At 66.2% G+C, this 16,171-nt stretch carries 12 protein-coding genes; 8 read left to right on the forward strand and 4 right to left on the reverse strand.

Annotation, left to right across the window (positions count from 1 at the left end):
• Nucleotides 1-47: 47 nt before the first annotated feature.
• From AB9O74_RS04295 to AB9O74_RS04305, 3 genes are read right to left on the reverse strand one after another with little or no spacing between them, the layout of a single operon-like run.
• Entirely contained in the window at nt 48-1,382 is a 1,335-nt protein-coding gene (locus AB9O74_RS04295; protein WP_369348567.1) for a diguanylate cyclase, read from the reverse strand.
• On the reverse strand, nt 1,379-2,185 hold the full coding sequence (locus tag AB9O74_RS04300; RefSeq protein ID WP_369348568.1) for an alpha/beta fold hydrolase: 807 nt from the start codon (nt 2,183-2,185) through the stop codon (nt 1,379-1,381). The genes AB9O74_RS04295 and AB9O74_RS04300 overlap by 4 nt, the downstream gene beginning before the upstream one ends.
• 35 nt (nt 2,186-2,220) lie before the next feature.
• Nucleotides 2,221-2,553: a hypothetical protein gene (locus AB9O74_RS04305; protein WP_369348738.1), complete on the reverse strand. Its 333-nt coding sequence runs from the start codon at nt 2,551-2,553 to the stop codon at nt 2,221-2,223.
• Between the two features lie 70 nt (nt 2,554-2,623).
• On the opposite strand from AB9O74_RS04305, the gene AB9O74_RS04310 reads away from it, so the two are divergent.
• The 5 genes from AB9O74_RS04310 (at nt 2,624) to cyoD (ending at nt 8,023) form a co-directional block, all read left to right on the forward strand.
• On the forward strand, nt 2,624-3,628 hold the full coding sequence (locus tag AB9O74_RS04310; protein WP_369348569.1) for a 2-hydroxyacid dehydrogenase: 1,005 nt from the start codon (nt 2,624-2,626) through the stop codon (nt 3,626-3,628).
• A 324-nt stretch (nt 3,629-3,952) separates the two neighbouring features.
• Nucleotides 3,953-5,029 (forward strand): ubiquinol oxidase subunit II, encoded by a 1,077-nt coding sequence (gene cyoA / locus AB9O74_RS04315; RefSeq protein WP_369348570.1) that lies wholly within the window; start codon nt 3,953-3,955, stop codon nt 5,027-5,029.
• Between the two features lie 8 nt (nt 5,030-5,037).
• Nucleotides 5,038-7,035 (forward strand): cytochrome o ubiquinol oxidase subunit I, encoded by a 1,998-nt coding sequence (gene cyoB, locus AB9O74_RS04320; protein ID WP_176990137.1) that lies wholly within the window; start codon nt 5,038-5,040, stop codon nt 7,033-7,035.
• Nucleotides 7,032-7,673, forward strand: coding sequence for a cytochrome o ubiquinol oxidase subunit III (cyoC, locus tag AB9O74_RS04325; RefSeq protein ID WP_046272182.1), 642 nt, complete (start codon nt 7,032-7,034; stop codon nt 7,671-7,673). The genes cyoB and cyoC overlap by 4 nt, the downstream gene beginning before the upstream one ends.
• A complete protein-coding gene (cyoD, locus tag AB9O74_RS04330) occupies nt 7,673-8,023 on the forward strand; it encodes a cytochrome o ubiquinol oxidase subunit IV (protein WP_121043457.1) in 351 nt (116 codons plus the stop codon). The genes cyoC and cyoD overlap by 1 nt, the downstream gene beginning before the upstream one ends.
• 84 nt (nt 8,024-8,107) lie before the next feature.
• Here cyoD and AB9O74_RS04335 read toward each other — a convergent pair whose 3' ends face one another.
• A complete protein-coding gene (locus AB9O74_RS04335) occupies nt 8,108-10,171 on the reverse strand; it encodes a putative bifunctional diguanylate cyclase/phosphodiesterase (protein WP_369348571.1) in 2,064 nt (687 codons plus the stop codon).
• A 148-nt stretch (nt 10,172-10,319) separates the two neighbouring features.
• Between AB9O74_RS04335 and radA the strand changes: the two genes are divergently transcribed.
• The 3 genes from radA (at nt 10,320) to AB9O74_RS04350 (ending at nt 16,122) form a co-directional block, all read left to right on the forward strand.
• Entirely contained in the window at nt 10,320-11,699 is a 1,380-nt protein-coding gene (gene radA / locus AB9O74_RS04340; RefSeq protein WP_346490173.1) for a DNA repair protein RadA, read from the forward strand.
• 221 nt (nt 11,700-11,920) lie between these two features.
• A complete protein-coding gene (locus tag AB9O74_RS04345) occupies nt 11,921-13,780 on the forward strand; it encodes an ATP-binding protein (protein ID WP_369348572.1) in 1,860 nt (619 codons plus the stop codon).
• A 35-nt stretch (nt 13,781-13,815) separates the two neighbouring features.
• The gene (locus tag AB9O74_RS04350) at nt 13,816-16,122 is read left to right on the forward strand and encodes a hypothetical protein (protein WP_369348573.1); all 2,307 of its coding nucleotides are present in this window, start codon (nt 13,816-13,818) and stop codon (nt 16,120-16,122) included.
• Nucleotides 16,123-16,171: the final 49 nt, after the last annotated feature.

The following is a 16,171-nucleotide window of genomic DNA, read 5'->3' on the forward strand; positions in this document are numbered from 1 at the left end:
GAATCTAACAGTGTTAGGCTGGCCCGGACAAGTGCCGCCCGCTCGCCTCAGGGGGCGATCAGGTCGGGCTGCAGGGCCGCCATCCGGACCCGGTTCCGCCCGCTGGTCTTGGCGTCATACAGCGCCTCGTCCGCGCGGGCGATCAGCGCCTCCAGCAGTCTCTGGTCGCCGCCCGGCAACGCCTCGCCGATCGCGCCGCCGACGCTGACGGAGACGGAGATACGTTCGCCGCCCACCAGGATGGGTTCGGCGGCGACCGCGCTGCGCAGTCGCTCGGCGGCTGCGGGAATCTCATCCACGGCGGAGGCGGCCAGCAGCGCGATGAATTCCTCGCCACCGAAACGGGCGAACAGATCGCGCTCCCGCAGGGCATCCCGGCAACGCCTGGCGACCACTTTGAGTACTTCATCGCCGACCGGATGGCCGTAGGTATCGTTGATCTTCTTGAAGTGATCCACGTCCACCATCAGCACCGCGACCGCACGGCCGTTCGCTTCACGGGCGGCGATGATCTGCGCGGAGCATTCCTCGAAGTGACGGCGATTGGGCACGCCGGTCAAGGGATCGGAGGAGGCGAGGCGGCGCAGTTCGGCGGCCATCAGCAGATCGGCGGTGACGTCGGTGAACAGCCAGATGCGCCCGTGGGCGCCGTTGCCGCGTACCGGATGGGTATCCACCTCGAAGGTCCGTTCGCCCAGCGTCCAGTTCTGCTTCGCGGCGAACTGATCGTTGTTCATCTGGGCGCTGTAGGCCAGCTCCAGCTCGGCATGGTTGTCGCAGCGTTGGCGCAGGGCGCGCATCGGGCCGGCGAGGTCCGCCGCGCGGTGATTGCCCGCCGGACACCCCAGCAGCTCGGCAGCATGCTCGTTGACGGCGGCGCCCACGCCATCGCCATCGATCAGGACGATGCCCGCCGGCACGCTTTCAAACAGATCGAGGAATTGATTGCGGACGATCGCACCGCGTGCGGCCTCCCGCCGTGCGGACAGCAGGCGGGCCACGCTCGTCGCCAGCAGCGGCACCTGCGCCGTCATCGCTGCAGGGGCAGGGGCGCTTCGCCACAGCAGCAGCAGGCCACTCAGCGGCGCCCCGTGCGACGGGGCCGGCACGTAGAGCAGGTGGGTGGGGAGGCCTTCCAGTGCATGGATGATCGCCGTCGGCAGCCGGAACCCCGTTGCTTCGACGGCTTCACCGCTCCAGGTGTGTTCGAGGAGACCGCTGCGCGACAGGTTGAAGCTCGACGAGGGCAGCGCCGGGGCCGCGACCGCCCATGTCGCCCTGCCGCCGGCGTCCACTTCCACTGCCATCACCAGGTCGGCGTGGGAGGCGAGGCGGGCGAACTGGCACAGCGCGGCAAGCGCGTCACTGTCGGACGTCGTCACAACGCGGTGCCTGCCAGTCGCTGTTCGAGGATGCGCATGACGTCATCGGGCGCGGTCATGTGCGGAAGATGACCCGAGGCATCGATCAGATCCAGGGTGGCGCCCTCAATCGCGTTGGCCAGCCAGTGGCCGACCGCGACCGGTACCGCCACGTCGTGTGCGGTCTGGATGAGGTGGACCGGCCTTGAAACCCGCGCGGCCAGGCTGCGCAGATCGGAGGTGAAAATCGTGCGCGAGGTATTGAGTGCGATATCCGGGCGCATCTGGAACAGGGTATTGGAGAAATCGGCGACGACCGCGCTGTCCTCCACGCCGACGACCATCGGGGCGAAGCCGGCGATCCAGGCCTGGTAGTTGGCGCGCATGCTGTCGAACAACTGGTCCAGGTCCTGCGGCTTGAAGCCGCCGGTGTACCCGTCATCGTCGAGGTAGCGCGGCGATGCGCCGATGATGACCAGGCGCTCGAACAGCTCCGGCCGCGCGACGGCAGCCGCCGCGCCGATCATGCCGCTCATCGAGTGGCCAATGTAGGTGCAGTCACGCACGTCGAGCGCGTCGAGGATGTCGATCAGATCGTCGGCATACCCGAACAGCGAGCCGTGTCGTTCGAAATCGTATGTCTGTGCACCGTGCGGGCCGCAGCCGGCAAGATCGAAGGAAATCACATCAAAGCGCGCTTCAAACCAGGGACGCAGTGCGTTCCATGCGGTCTGATCGGTACCAAAACCGTGTGACAGGATCGCGACGTCCTTGCCCGCACCGCTACGGCGCCCGTTGAACCGCTCAAAACTCTCCACGCACATCCACCCATGGCGTCCGGCAAGTGCCGAATACTAGGTCACGCGCGCGTGCGGGTCCAACGCGGGCCACTGCCGAATACCAGTTGCCGCAGATAGCCGCCGATGAAACCTGCGAGCGCACCAAGCAGTAAACGGGCGGCGAGGCGGGCGATACGGCTGGCATGCAGCCGCACCCACGGCAATAGTGTCATTACCTGCGCACCGATCAGCAGGATCAGTACATCCAGCCCCAGCGCATCCACCACGGGCAGCAGTGGCACCAGCAGTGGGTTGCAGGCCATCAGGGTCACGATCGCGGCAGTAAGCGCGAACAGGGCGCGCCGGCCCATCGGCGTGGCGGTCCAGCGGAGCAGGCGGGCAGTCAGGGACACGGCGGTCTCCAGGCAGTTGGCCGGAGTGTACTGCGGTATCGTCATGCTCGAACTCCCGGGAATCCGCCTCATGAAGATCGCAGTATTCAGCGCCCGCCCGTATGACCAGCGCTTTCTCGAGGAAGCCAATCAACGCCGCGGGGCAGGGCAGTCCTTCGAGTTTCTGTATTTCGACGCCGCGCTGGAGGTACATACCGCGGCACTGGCGCAGGACTGCGAAGCGGTCTGCGTATTCGTGAATGATCGGCTGGATGCGCCGGTGCTGCAGGCGCTGCATGCACTGGGCGTGCGCGCGGTGCTGCTGCGTTGTGCAGGCTTCAATAATGTCGACCTGGCCGCCGCCGGCCAGCTGGACCTGTTCGTAGCGCGCGTGCCCGCCTATTCGCCCGAGGCCGTGGCCGAACATGCGCTGGCGCTGGTGATGACGCTCAACCGGCACACCCACCGCGCCTACAACCGGGTGCGCGAGGGCAACTTCATGCTCGATGGCCTGCTGGGCCGCACCCTGCACGGCAAGACCGTGGGCATCGTGGGGACCGGCAAGATCGGGCTGGCGACCGCCCGCATCTTCAAGGGCATGGGCTGCACCGTACTGGGCCACGATCCGTATCCGTCGCCCGCGTTCGCCGCCATCGGCGCGTCGGTCGCGCTGGACGAGTTGCTCGAGCGATCGGATGTCGTCTCGCTGCACTGTCCGCTGACGCCGGACACCCATCATCTGATCGACGACGCGTCACTTGCCCGGATGAAACCCGGGGCGATGCTGGTCAATACCTCGCGGGGTGGGCTGGTGGATACCCATGCGGTGATCCGCGCGCTGAAGTCCCGCCGCCTGGGGCACCTGGCCATCGACGTCTACGAGCAGGAGAGCGGGCTGTTCTTCCAGGACTGGTCCGGCGAGATCATCGACGATGACGCGTTCCAGCGCCTGATGACCTTCCCCAATGTGCTGGTGACCGGGCACCAGGGCTTCTTCACGGTGGAGGCGCTGCAGGAGATCTCGGAGATCACGCTGGGCAACCTGGCCGACTTCGTCAGGGGGGCGGACTGCGCGAACCGGGTGCTGGCCCCCTGAGCGCCGCCGCCGATGACGCCGACCGCCGGTGCGTGTACGGTGGCCACCCCGAGCCCCGGACCTGACCCGTTCATGTCTATACAAGGGCCGGAATGTTGCCGAATCGGGTCATTGCCCGGTACTGCGACAACGTGTCGCAGCCTAAAACAGGCCTTTCCTGCGCTGGATCATTGTCAATGCCTTTCTTAAATGATGCGTGACGGCCTAAAATTAGAAGGCTGACATGATCGTCCTTCGTGCCTGTCCCCTTGGACCGGCACCACCGGCTTTGGCTGGGACGGAGGCGGGCTTGAACTGGCATTCCCTACGCAATTGGATCGACCGATGATTCCGTTGAAACCCCTTGGACGCTTCCTGCGTCCGGGCCTGCTGTTTGCGTTGTCCGTGTTCCTGACGGGCTGCAACTCGGCCATCCTCAACCCCAAGGGCCAGATCGGCCACGACGAGAAGACCCTGCTGATCACGGCCACCGTGCTCATGCTGCTGGTTGTCGTGCCGGTCATCATCATGACCCTCACCTTCGCGTGGAAGTACCGTGCGACCAACACCAAGGCCCGTTACGAGCCGAAGTGGTCGCACTCCACGGCCATCGAAGTGGTGGTCTGGTCGATCCCGTGCATGATCGTGCTGGTGCTGGCCGTGCTGACCTGGCGTTCCTCGCACGCGCTGGATCCGTACCGTCCGCTGGACTCGGACAAGAAGCCGGTGGTGATCGAAGCCATCTCGCTGGACTGGAAGTGGCTCTTCATCTACCCGGAAGAGAACATCGCCACCGTCAACGAGATCACCTTCCCGGTCGATACCCCGCTGAACTTCAAGATCACGTCCGATTCGGTGATGAATGCATTCTTCATCCCGCATCTGGGCAGCATGATCTACTCGATGACGGCCATGGAGACCAAACTCCACCTGATCGCCAACGAGACCGGTGAGTTCCCGGGCATGTCCTCGCACTACAGCGGCGCGGGCTTCAGCAAGATGCATTTCTCCGCGCACTCGGTGACCGAGGCGGAGTACCAGCAGTGGCTGACCAAGGTGCGTGCCGAAAGCGCGAACCTGGACAAGGCCGCCTTCGCTGCGCTGGTCGCCGAGAAGAACCACGACTGGCACCCGGTGACCTATTACGGCACCACCGAGGCCGGCCTGTTCGACTGGGTCATCGCCAAGCACATGGGCGACAACCAGCACTACGGCATGAAGCACGACCACAAGGCCATGAAGCATGACGGCGTCGAAGGCGAAAGCCATGAAGGCCACGACATGCAGGCCATGAGCGGAGCCCACGACGACGCTGCGAAGCTGCCGGTCCATGCCGACCAGCCCGCTGCCGCGGACGCCGCACACACTGCAGACGAGCACGCCGCAGCCGGCCACGCCGGTCACGACGGCTCGGGAGAATGACCATGAATCTGTTGGGTAAACTGACCTTTGCCGACATCCCGCACGATCCGATCATCATCACCACGCTGATCGGCGCGGGGATCGGTGGCCTGCTCGTGCTGGCCCTGATCACCAAGTTCAAGCTGTGGGGCTATCTCTGGAAAGAGTGGTTCACCTCGGTGGATCACAAGAAGATCGGCGTGATGTACCTCATCGTCGCCTTCGTCATGCTGCTGCGCGGCTTCGCCGACGCGATCATGATGCGCATCCAGCAGGCGATGGCTGCCGGCGGCAACGAGGGCGTGCTGCCCCCGCATCACTACGACCAGATCTTCACCGCCCACGGCGTGATCATGATCTTCTTCGTGGCGATGCCGCTGATCACCGGCCTGATGAACGTCGTCGTGCCGCTGCAGATCGGCGCACGCGACGTCGCCTTCCCGTTCGTCAACTCGCTCAGCTTCTGGCTGTTCGTGGCGGGCGCGGGCCTGGTGATGATCTCGCTGGGTGTCGGTGAGTTCGCGCAGACCGGCTGGCTGGCCTTCCCGCCGTTGTCAGGCAAGGAATACAGTCCAGGTGTAGGTGTCGATTACTACATCTGGGGCCTGCAGGTAGCAGGCCTGGGTACCACGCTGAGCGGCATCAACTTCTTCATCACCATTCTGAAGATGCGCACGCCCGGCATGAAGCTGATGCAGATGCCGATCTTCACCTGGACCGCGCTGGTCACCAACGTGCTGATCATCGCCGCCTTCCCGGTGCTGACGATCACCCTGGTGCTGCTGACCCTGGACCGTTACCTCGGCACGCACTTCTTCACCAATGACGGTGGCGGCAACGCCATGCTGTACATCAACCTGATCTGGATCTGGGGTCACCCGGAAGTCTATATCCTGGTCCTGCCGGCCTTCGGCGTGTTCTCCGAGGTCATCGCCACGTTCTCGCGCAAGGCGCTGTTCGGTTACAAGGGCATGGTCTACGCGACGGCCTGCATCGGCGTGCTGTCGTTCCTGGTCTGGCTGCACCACTTCTTCACCATGGGCTCGGGTGCCAACGTCAATGCCTTCTTCGGCATCACGACGATGATCATCTCGATCCCGACCGGCGTGAAGATCTTCAACTGGCTGTTCACCATGTTCCGCGGTCGCGTGCAGTTCACGACCCCGGTGCTGTGGACGATCGGCTTCATGGTCACCTTCACCATCGGCGGCATGACCGGCGTGATGCTGGCGATCCCGGCCATCGATTTCGTGCTGCACAACAGCCTGTTCCTGATCGCCCACTTCCACAACGTCATCATCGGCGGCGTGGTGTTCGGCATGTTCGCCGGCATCACCTACTGGTGGCCGAAGATGTTCGGTTTCCGCCTCAACGAAACCTGGGGCAAGCGTGCGTTCTGGTGCTGGTTCATCGGCTTCTATGTCGCGTTCATGCCGCTCTACATCCTGGGCTTCATGGGCATGACCCGCCGCATGCAGAGCTACCCGAACCTGGAATACCAGCCGCTGCTGATCATCGCCATGTGCGGTGCCTTCATCATCGGCGCCGGCATCCTGTGCCAGATCATCCAGATCGCCGTGTCGATCCGCGACCGCAAGAAGACCGCCGACCTGACCGGCGATCCGTGGGATGCCCGTACGCTGGAGTGGGAAACCTCTTCGCCGCCGTCGTTCTACAACTTCGGCTCGCTGCCGCGCGTCAACGAACTGGACGAGTTCTGGGAGCGCAAGCAGCGTGGTGAGGCGTGGGAACGCCCGGCCAAGTACACCGACATCCACATGCCGCGCAACACCGGCACCGGTGTGGTGATCGGCGCCTTCAGCCTGGTGTTCGGCTTCGCGATGATCTGGCACATCTGGTGGCTGGCGATCGTGGGCCTGGTCGGCATGATCGGCACCTTCATCTGGCGCACCTTCGACAAGGACGTGGATTACTACGTGCCGGCCGCGGAAGTGGAGCGGATCGAGAATGAGCACCGTCGCCACCTGGTGGCGCAGGGCCTGGTGAAATCGGAGCTGAAGGCATGAGCACCACTATCCCCAACACCATGAACCATGGGCACGCCGCGCACGCGGCGGCCCACGGCCATGACGACCACGAGCACCACGACACCGGCGGCAATACCGTCTTCGGTTTCTGGGTGTACCTGATGAGCGATTGCCTCATCTTCGCCACGCTGTTTGCGACCTACATCGTGCTGTCCGGCGGCACCGACGGTGGCCCCGGCCCGAAGGACCTGTTCGAACTGTCCTTCGTCGCCTGGGAAACCACGCTGCTGCTGGTCTCCTCGCTGACCTTCGGCCTGGGCATGATCGCCATGCACAAGCAGAAGGTGGGCCAGATGTACGCATGGCTCGCCCTGACCTGGCTGCTGGGCTTCGGCTTCATGTGCATGGAAGTGTGGGAGTTCAACCACCTGATCCATCAGGGCTACGGTCCGGACCACAGTGCGTTCCTGTCGGCGTTCTTCGCGCTGGTCGGTACCCACGGTCTGCACGTGAGCGCGGGTCTGCTGTGGCTGCTGATCATGTTCATCCAGATCAAGCAGAACGGCCTGACCCAGACCAACAAGACCCGCATGGCGTGCCTGAGCCTGTTCTGGCACTTCCTGGATCTGATCTGGATCGGCGTGTTCTCCGTCGTCTATCTGAATGGAGCGCTGTAATGGCCGCACATGACAATCACGCACACGATCATGGCCACAGCGCTGCCGGCGAAAGCCATGGCAGCGTCAAGTCCTACCTGATCGGCTTCGTCCTGGCCGCCGTGCTGACCATCATCCCGTTCTGGGCGGTCATGCATGGCGACCTGCCGCGCTTCACCACCGGCGTCATCATCGTCGTTGCCGCGGTGCTGCAGATCCTGGTGCACCTGGTGTTCTTCCTGCACCTGGACCGCTCCTCGGAACAGCGCTGGAACGTCAGCGCGGCGGCCTTCACCGTCGTGGTGATCGGCATCATCGTCGCCGGTTCGCTGTGGGTCATGCACAACATGAACGTGCACATGATGCACTGACGTCTCTCCGACGTTGCCACACGCAGAAAGGCCGCCCTCGGGCGGCCTTTTTGTTGCGCGATGTGATGGCGATGGTGCCGCGCGTTACGCCGCCTTCGCCAGCCGCATGAACTCCACGGCATCCACCGGCCGCCCGAGGTGATACCCCTGCAGCTGATCGCAGCCCATGTCGCTCAGGTACTGGCGCTGACCGGCGGTCTCCACGCCCTCGGCGACGATCTGCAGCTGCAGCGAGCGGCCCAGGGCGATGATCGAGGAAACGATCGCGGCGTCTTCCGCGTTGTCTTCCAGGTCGTGTACGAAGGCGCGGTCGATCTTCAGCTCGGTGGCCGGCATGCGCTTGAGGTAGAGCAGGCTGGAATAGCCGGTGCCGAAATCATCGATGGAGATGTTCACGCCCATCGCGGTCAGTCCGTGCAGGATCAGCAGGCTGGCTTCCACGTCGCGCATCGCGGTGGTCTCGGTGACCTCCAGGGTCAGCCGCTTCGGGTCCAGCCCATGCTTGTCCAGCGTGCGCTGCACAGTCTCGAGCAGCGTGCTGGAGCCGAACTGCAGCGGCGACAGATTCACCGCCATGGTCCAGTCCGGGTGCCCGGCATCGTGCCAGTGACGCAGCTGCCCACAGGCCTGGTCGAGCACCCAGTCGCCGATGGAGAGGATCAGTCCGCTGCGCTCGGCGATCGGAATGAACGCATCCGGCGAGAGCAGGCCCAGCTCGGGGTGCTGCCAGCGCACCAGTGCTTCGGCGCCGATCAGCGACTTCCCGTTGGCCTGGAACTTGGGCTGGTAGTGCAGCACCAGCTCGCTGCGGCTGACCGCCTTGCGCAGCTCCTGCAGCAGTTTCAGCTGGCGGTTGGCGCTCACGTTGAGCGACTGGGTGAAGAAGGTATAGCCGTTCCGGCCCGAGTCCTTGGTGTGGTACATCGCCGCATCGGCGTGCGCCATCAGGTCCCGCTCGGTGCTGGCATCGGCGGGGTACAGCGCGATGCCGAGGCTGGCGCTGACCTGCAGTTCCAGTGCGTCGATCTCGAAGGGCTCGGCCACGCTGGCGATGATGCGTTCGGCAACCACGGCCGCGTCTTCGGGATCCTCCACCTGGAACACGATGACGAACTCGTCCCCGCCCAGGCGTGCGAAGGTGTCCTGCGCGCGCAGCAGCGCGGTGATCCGCTCACTGACCTGGATCAGCAATTGGTCACCGAGCTGATGGCCGTAGGCATCGTTGATCGCCTTGAATCCATCGAGATCGCAGAACATCACCGCGAAGCTGAATTGCCGACGCTGTGCCTTTTCGATGGCCTGTTCGATCCGGTCCTGCAGCAGCATGCGGTTGGGCAGCTGGGTCAGCGGGTCATGCAGGGCGGCCTGCATCAGCTTTTCGTTGGCCTGGGCCAGCGAATCGGCGAGCAGGCCGGTGCGGGTACGCATCTGGCGATCGAACACCGAGGCGATCAATGCGATCCCCAGCGTGGCCAGCGTGGTGACGATCACCAGCACCGCCAGCCACTTGGTATCGATCCCCTGGCCGTAGGCCGCGCCGCACAGCGCGCCTTCGGGGAAGGTGGCCGCCGCCATGCCGGTGTAGTGCATGCCGACGATCGCCAGGCCCATCACCAGCGAGGCCACGCCGCGCAGCAGGAACGGACGGCGCTGTTCCAGGCGCAGCCGGAACGCGATCCACAGCGCCGCACCGGCCGCGCCGATGGCGATCAGGATCGAGGCGGTGAACCACAGCGGGTCGTAGTCGATGCCCGGCTGCATCTCCAGCGCGGCCATGCCCAGGTAATGCATCGCCGCGATCCCCAGCCCCAGCAGCACCGCGCCGGCACACAGCCGCGACCAGGGTAGCTCCGCGCGCGAGACCAGCCACAGGGCATAGGCCGAGGCGCCGACCGACACCGCCAGCGAGTAGAGGGTGATCGCCAGGTCGTAGCCGACCGGGATCGGCAGATCGAAGGCGAGCATGCCGATGAAGTGCATCGACCAGATGCCCAGGCCCATCGCGCCCGCGCCACCGGCCAGCCACCAGCGGGCGACCCGGCCACGGGTGCTGGCCAGGCGACCGGCCATGTCCAGGGCCGTATACGAGGCCAGGATGGCGACCAGCAGCGAGAAGACGACAAGACTCTGGCTGTAGGTGCCGGTCATGGAGAAACCTGGAGAGATTGAAGGAGGGGCAGTGGCCCGCCGCAGTATCGGCATCGGGGCCGGAATCTTGAGCGCGTACGTCCGGCGTCTCGGTTGCTGCGACGCGGCTCGGCTATCCTGCCCCATCGATTCTGAAGCGGAAGTGGACATGGCCAAGCGACTCACCGCTTACGTCTGCAGTGAATGCGGCGCCGAATACAGCAAGTGGCAGGGCCAGTGCACCGAGTGCGGGGTATGGAACACGCTCAGCGAGATCACGCTGGAAAGCGCCACGCCCGCCAAGTCCTCGCCGGCGTCGCGCCGTTCCGGCTGGGCCGGCAAGGTCGACGCGCCCAAGATCATGGCGCTCAAGGACGTGCAGCAGACCGAGCACCTGCGGGTGAGCACCGGCATCGGCGAGTTCGATCGCGTGCTGGGTGGCGGCCTGGTCGAAGGCGCGGTGGTGCTGGTCGGTGGTGATCCGGGCATCGGCAAGTCCACCCTGCTGCTGCAGGCGGTGGCGAAGATGGCCGCGACGCTGCCGGTGCTGTACATCACCGGCGAGGAGTCGCTCTCGCAGGTCGCCGGCCGCGCGGTGCGGCTGGATCTTCCGCTGGACAACGTCAATGCGCTGGCCGAAACCCAGGTCGAGGCGATCCTGCAGCATGCCAGCGTGGCCAAGCCGCGGCTGATCGTGGCCGATTCGGTGCAGACCCTGTGGACCGAATCGCTGACCGCGGCCCCCGGTTCGGTCAGCCAGGTGCGCGAGAGCGCGGCACGGCTGGTGCGCTTCGCCAAGGAGACCGGCACGGCCGTGTTCCTGGTCGGCCACGTGACCAAGGAGGGCGGCATCGCCGGCCCGCGCGTGCTCGAGCACATGGTCGATGCGGTGCTCTATTTCGAAGGTGAGAGCGGCAGCCGCTTCCGCCTGCTGCGCGCCTTCAAGAACCGCTTCGGCGCGGTCAACGAGCTCGGTGTGTTCGCGATGGGCGAGAAGGGGCTGAAGGAAGTCTCCAATCCCTCCGCGATCTTCCTGTCCGGTGGCAGCACCCAGCAGCCCGGCAGCTGCGTGATGGTCACCCGCGAGGGCACCCGTCCGCTGCTGGTGGAAGTGCAGGCGCTGGTGGATGCCTCGCCGCTGTCCAACCCGCGCCGGGTCGCGGTGGGCCTGGAACAGAACCGGCTGGCGATGCTGCTGGCGGTGCTGCACCGCCACGGCGGGGTGCTGGTCGGCGACCAGGACGTGTTCGTCAACGTGGTGGGTGGCATCCGTGTGCAGGAGACCGCGGCCGATCTGCCGGTACTGCTGGCGGTGTTGTCTTCGCTGCAGGACCGGCCGCTGGCCGAGAAGACGATCGCGTTCGGCGAGGTCGGCCTGTCCGGCGAGATCCGCCCGGTGCCCAACGGTGAGGACCGCCTGCGCGAAGCGGCCACGCATGGCTTCAAGCGCGCGATCGTGCCCAAGGCGAATGCGCCGAAGACCGGCAGCGTGAAGGGCATGGAGGTGATCGCGGTGGAGCGGCTGTCGGAGGCGATCGACGCGCTGTGAATGGCAGGCCGCACAGCTGCAGTTCATCCGCCACCCAGTGAAGCAAGGGCACTCGGGGCTTTTACTGCCAAGGCTGTGGGCCTTCCCGGCGCGCAGGTGAGGGCCTCGATGACGGCGCCAGGACGCAGCCGCAATCACACAGGGCTGTGCTAGTTTTCCCGGCGCTTCCTCGCCCCGGCTCATTTCGACGCCGGGGCACGCACCCCGGAGAAAACGATTACATGGAAGAGACGACCCTCGAAGCCGCCGGCGCCACTGAAATCCGTCGTGCCGGTGTCGATCTCAATGGGTTGATGACGGTTCTGGGCAAGCATCTGTATTCCACCCCGGTGGTCGCCCTGCGCGAACTGGTCCAGAACGCGCACGATTCCCTGGTCCGCCGCCGCCTTGAGCAACCCGACTGGGTCGAGCCGGGGCGTATCGAAGTGCATGGCGATGCGGGCAACGGCATCGTGCGCATCATCGATACCGGCGCGGGCCTCACCCAGCGCGAGATCCACGACTACCTGGCTACCGTGGGTGTGGGCTATACCCGCGGCCTGCGCCAGGCCGGTGAGGACGATGAAGGCCTGATCGGGATGTTCGGCCTGGGCTTCCTGTCCGCCTTCGTGCTGGCACGACGGGTGACGCTGCGCACCACGTCCTACCAGACCCCGACGCTGGGGCATTGCTATGTGTCCAGCAACGCCGAGCAGTACACCGTGTCGCCGATGCCGGCGCGTGCGATCGGCACCGAAGTGCTGCTGGAGCTGCACGCGGACTTCCAGCACCTGGCCCAGGAAGCGCATCTGCGCGACATCCTCGGCCGCTACTGTGCGCTGCTGCGCGAACCGATCTACATCGGCCACGATGCGCAGCCGATCAACCCCGAGCCGCCGCCGTGGCGCCCCCGCGATGGCGTGGTGCTGCACCCGCTGCAGGCGCAGCGCCGCGCGGTGGAATTCGCCGCGCGCTTCGAGCGCAACTTCGAACCCATCTGCGCCGTGCCCGTGCGCGCCGCGCCCGGCAGCGATGGCGTGGGCCTGCTGTGGGTGCAGGACGGTGCCACCTATGGCACCAGCGACAACCGCAACCTGTCCGTGTTCGTGCGCGGCATGCTGCTTGACGACGACGCGCGCGACCTGCTGCCGCCGTGGGCCGGGTTCATCGGCGGGGTGATCGAGTCCAACCGCCTCACCCCCACTGCCAGCCGCGAAGACCTGCAGCGCGACGAGGCCTACCGCTCGGTCCAGCATGCGCTGGGCGAAGCCCTGATCGAAGGCCTGGCCGAGGTGGCGCGCCAGCAGCCGGAGGCATGGCGCCGGGTCCTGGCCCGCCACAACGAAGCGCTGCTCGGCGCGGCACTGTGCGATGAGCGCCTGTTCCAGCTTCTGATGGAGCACGTGCGCCTGCCGACCTCGCAGGGCGACATGAAAGCCAGCGAGCTGCCCTCACGCGGCGCGCTGCATGTGATCCTGGACAGCGGCGGCGGCTTCGAGGAAATGCTGTTCCGGGCGATGGGCGTTCCTGTCGCGCATGGTCATCGCTACGCCGTGGTGCCGTTCCTGCGGCGCTGGGCGCAGGCCAAGGGCATGCGCCTGGTCGAGCTGGGCACCGAGCAGGGCAACCGCGCGCTGTTCAAGGCCGGGAGCCTGCCCGAGGCCGACATCGCATGGCTTCAGCAGCACCTGGGCGATGGCGAGCAGCTGCTGCCTGCGCATTTCAGCCCGATCGAGCTGCCGGTGGTGGTAGTGCCCGACCGCGAAGCCGAACTCAAGCGCCGCCTCGAAGACGATGACAACGACAAGCGCGTCTCGATGGCGGCATTGCGGCTGGCGCGCCAGTTCACCGCGCGCATCGCCGCGCGCGAGGTGTCGCGCCTGTACATCAACCTGGACAACCCCGCGGTACAGGCATTGCTGGCGGCGATGCGCAGCGGCAACCCGCAGGCCGAGGCCGCTGCGCGTCTGCTGCGTTCGCTGAAGATCATCGTCAGTGCGCAGGGGCGTGCGCAGGATGCCGGCACCGGCAGCGGCGATCTCAACCGCGCATTTGCCGACATCGCCGTGGCCCTGCAGCAGATGCTGCAGGCGCCGCGCTGACTCTCCATTTCGACACACTAGGACGCTGGGACCGCATGGATATCTGGAATTGGGTGGAAAAGCTGCAGGACGACCTGGGCGAAGCCGGGCAGCCGCAGAGCGCGCAGCTGCTGACGCGGCTCACCGACGACGTCTGCGAACTGCGCATGGACCGTGTCGATGCGCTGTTGCCCGAGGCGCGTGCGCTGGGCAAGACCCTGGGCAATCCTTGGCTGGACGTGTTTGTCGGCCACTGGGAAATGCGCAACCGGGTCGGCAACCGGGTTGAAGGCGAATCGGCACTGGGCGATGCGGTGGCGCTGTTCGAACGCGCGCATCGCGCCGATACGGCCGAATGCCCGCAGTCGATCTGCGTTACCCAGGACCTGGCCGCCTGCTACGGCAACATCGACGGTCCGGGCTGGGTGCCCGAGCGTGTGGAGGTGTGCGAAGAGACGCTGTCGCGAGTGGATCCGAGCTGGGCATGCTTCCAGTGCCTGAGCTGCGAGAAGGCCGACGCGCTGCTCGACGATGGCCGCGCCGACGAGGCGCTGACGTACCTGGACGTGCAGGCCGCCACCGTCCTGGCGCACGGTGGCACGGTGTACGACAGCTTCCCGGAAACGCGCATCAAGATCCTGCTCGCCAGCGGCCGCGCCGCCGAGGCGTTGGCACTGATCGAGCAGCGCGAAGGGGAGGTCGCTGCCGAAGGGAATTACGAACCCGCCAACTGCACCGTGCCGCGCAGGCTGTCCAAAGCCTGGGCGCTGGCACAGCTGGGCCGCGATGAAGAGGCGCTGGCCTCGCTCGTGCCGTTCGGCCAGTTGTCGCCGAACTACCGGCGCATGTGGGCGCACGTGGTCGCGCTGCTGGTGCGGGCGTCGCCGGAACGCAACAGCTGGGACCTGGGCAGCCGTCTCAACGCCACCCTGGCGCACTTTTCCGACGTCGGCGCGCACCGCTTCGTGATCGAGATCGCCGGGCTGTGCGTGGAGATGGCGCTGCAGCGCGGGGCAGGGTGGGTAGCACGCCGGCATCTGGCACTTGCCCGCCGCCATCTCGGCCAGTTGCGCCAGGACCGCGGCGCGGCCCAGCAGGTGGCGGACATGGCCGCGCGCATCGATGCCGCGCCGGCCGCGGCCGCACTCCCTGTGCCCGCCGCGGAACTGCTCGACTGGCTGGCCGCGCAGGGCGAGGCAAGCCAGTCGCGCGATCCCGAGCGCGAAGCGGAGTGGCTGCTGCAGGGCGTGGCAGAGCGGCCCGATGACGCCGCGCTGGTGGACACCGCCGCCTCGGCGCTGAGCGCCTGTGGCGCTGAGGACGATGCCATCGCGCTGCTCTGGGCATTCGTGGAGCGGCATCCGGAAGAAGATGCCCAGCCCGCGTATTCGCTGATGCGGCTGTTGACCCAGCGCGGTGATGAAGCCGGGCTGCTACGCCTGGCCCGCCACTACGAGGTGACGGTGCCGGTGTTCGCCCTCTGGTGCCAGGCGCAGCTGGCCCGGCGCCTGTCCGACTGGGCGGCACTGGAACAGGCGGTCACTGCGCTGCTGGCGCTGTCGCCAGGGTCGCACGGCGCACGTGGCATGCTTGCGTCCTCGTACCTGGTTGCCAAGCGCTTCGAGGAGGCCGCGCAGCACTACCGCCACCTCACCGAGGTACTGGAGGAACCGCGCAGCGCGCATTGGGACCACATGACCGCCGCCAGCGCCGCGCGCGACTGGCCGGCGGTGCGCCACTCGGCCGCTGCCATCGGCATGGAACTGGAGAGCACGGACGGGCCGGTGGAGGAGAATTTCGGCTGGGTCATCATCCGCTGCATGGATGGCGGCGAGCCGATCGAGTACTACGCCCGCCGTACCGGACCGGTGACCGCGCGCATCATCGAGAATGCCCCGGCCAACCGCACCCAACGGGTGGACGACTGGGTGGTCTTCGACGCCGAACTGGTACACGCGGCGCCGGAAGACGAGGCCGAGCGCGAGCACTTCATGCCTACTTATGCCGAGGTGCATACGCTGGAAAGTGGTGGCTACGCGGCAAGCTGGCTGATCGATGGCGTGGACCCGGGCGAGGCGGCGTGGAACGCTTTCACCGAGGCGGTCGAGGCGCGTGGCTGGAAGCTGTGGAAGCACAGTCGCGATGATTATCAGCTGACCGATCCGGACACCGAGGGCGGCCATCTGCCCGGCGTCCTGTTCACCCTTGCGCAGCCGCAGGACCAGCCACCGCTGGCACTGCACCGCTTCCTGGTGGAGGCCACCGCCGCGTGGACGCACCCGATGTGCTGGCTGCGCCTGGCAGAAGCCTGCAACCAGGACGCGCAGCGCCACCTGGAGGCCATCGAACGCTACGGTCTGTAATCCCCGGCGGGGCCGCGTGCCGACCAACGATCGGCATGCGGTCCACGGG

Source organism: Stenotrophomonas sp. JAG2 (genome assembly GCF_041080745.1).
In the GTDB taxonomy this organism is placed as follows: Bacteria; Pseudomonadota; Gammaproteobacteria; order Xanthomonadales; family Xanthomonadaceae; genus Stenotrophomonas; species Stenotrophomonas maltophilia_AA.